This window comes from Synechococcus sp. WC101 (genome assembly GCF_047461555.1).
GTDB lineage: Bacteria > Cyanobacteriota > Cyanobacteriia > Thermostichales > Thermostichaceae > Thermostichus.
Map to the genome: position 1 here is coordinate 1 of NZ_JANSHG010000260.1, position 2134 is coordinate 2134.

General features: G+C 58.0%; 2 protein-coding genes. Both read left to right on the forward strand.

The window, feature by feature from the left end; all coding sequences use genetic code 11:
• Positions 1–554 precede the first annotated feature (554 nt).
• Positions 555–1979, forward strand: a complete 1425-nt coding sequence (locus NW809_RS12190) for a form I ribulose bisphosphate carboxylase large subunit (protein WP_011430061.1) — start codon at positions 555–557, stop codon at positions 1977–1979.
• Between the two features lie 70 nt (positions 1980–2049).
• The coding region (locus NW809_RS12195; protein ID WP_414402259.1) for a chaperonin family protein RbcX at positions 2050–2134 on the forward strand (85 nt) is incomplete at its 3' end.

Genomic DNA, 2134 nt, shown 5'->3' on the forward strand with positions numbered 1-2134 from the left:
GGTGATCACCAGGAGACCCCAACCATCCTTGGCCGCCGTTTCTTAGCCCCTCTGGCCGCTGCAGACAAACCCACCCAGCTCCCTTCTCAAGGGAGCTTTTGCCTTTTCCAGGGATCCCACCCAGGGATATTAAGAAAGCCAAAGAAATCTATATTTTCGGCGCCAACCAAGGGGGCTTACTTTAATCAAACTAATCGAACTCATAAAGAAAGTAACGATCAGCCTGTCTTTGCGGATGATAGCTTAGGATTAAACCAATGTAGGCTTGTTTTTGTCAAAGTTCTAGCCTAGACAGTGTATAGAAATCTCGCCACTGGATTTCCAAAATCCAGGCGGTTGAGGCTAGCGATTGGCAGCGCTTGAAAAGGAGGGTTTAGGACTTTACATCCGCTTGGATGAAGACTGTCTCGAAGCCCAAGTAGGGCCTCACAGTTGTGAGGCGAGTTCATTCACGAAAACTCGGTGGTCTGTGGTTTTGGCCCTGAGTTTTGCCTCTTGATTGCATCCGTGAATGGCATTTTCTGGTTTTGTGATTCGTTTAGAGGGAGATCAACGTGGCCTACTCAGCAACCCAAACCAAAAAGGGCTATCAAGCCGGCGTAAAGGATTACCGACTCACGTATTACACGCCCGATTACACGCCCAAGGATACCGACGTCTTGGCCTGTTTCCGGGTTACTCCTCAGCCGGGCGTTCCCCCCGAAGAGGCCGGGGCGGCTGTGGCGGCTGAATCTTCGACCGGCACCTGGACAACCGTGTGGACGGATCTGCTCACCGACTTGGATCGGTACAAGGGCCGCTGCTACGACATCGAGCCGGTCCCGGGCGAAGAGAATCAATACTTCTGCTTCGTCGCCTACCCGCTGGATCTGTTCGAGGAAGGCTCGGTCACCAACATGCTCACCTCGATTGTAGGCAACGTCTTTGGCTTCAAAGCCTTGAAAGCGTTGCGGCTGGAGGATGTGCGGATCCCGGTGGCCTACCTGAAGACCTTCCAGGGCCCTCCCCACGGCATTCAGGTGGAGCGGGACAAGTTGAACAAGTACGGCCGTCCGCTGCTGGGCTGCACCATCAAGCCCAAGCTGGGCCTTTCCGCCAAAAACTACGGACGGGCCGTGTACGAGGCGCTGCGGGGCGGGTTGGACTTCACCAAAGACGACGAAAACATCAACTCCCAGCCCTTCCAGCGCTGGCGGGATCGCTACCTCTTTGTGATGGAGGCTGTCCACAAGGCGCAGGCAGAGACTGGCGAGATCAAGGGGCACTACCTGAACGTGACGGCGCCCACCTGTGAGGAGATGTTCAAGCGGGCGGAGTTTGCCAAGGAGATCGGTGCCCCCATCATCATGCACGATTACCTGACTGCCGGATTTACCGCCAACACCAGCTTGGCCAAGTGGTGCCGCGACAACGGCATCCTGCTGCACATTCACCGCGCCATGCATGCCGTGATTGACCGCCAGAAAAACCACGGCATCCACTTCCGGGTGCTGGCCAAGTGCTTGCGCATGTCCGGCGGCGACCACCTGCATGCCGGTACGGTGGTGGGCAAGTTGGAGGGCGACCGCGCCATCACCATGGGCTTTGTGGATCTCATGCGGGAAAACTACGTGGAGGCCGACCGCTCCCGCGGCATTTTCTTCACCCAAGATTGGGCCTCCATGCCTGGGGTGATGCCGGTGGCCTCCGGTGGCATTCACGTCTGGCACATGCCGGCGCTGGTGGAGATCTTCGGCGACGACGCGGTGCTGCAGTTTGGTGGCGGAACCCTGGGACACCCCTGGGGGAACGCGCCAGGCGCCACTGCCAACCGGGTGGCCCTAGAAGCCTGTATCCAGGCCCGCAATGAGGGTCGGGATCTGGCCCGTGAGGGCAACGAGATCATCCGCGAAGCGGCCAAGTGGTCGCCGGAACTGGCGGCTGCCTGCGAGCTGTGGAAGGAGATCAAGTTCGAGTTCAAGCCCGTCGATACGCTCTAGAGATCTGCCGGGGGCAAGGGATCCCCAGAGTTCTCTTGCCCCGCTGCTTCGGCTTACCCCTGGACTGGCCATGGATCTGAAACAGATCGCCAAAGATACGGCCAAAACCTTGATCAGCTACCTGACCTATCAGGCAATTCGCACGGTGCTGGCCC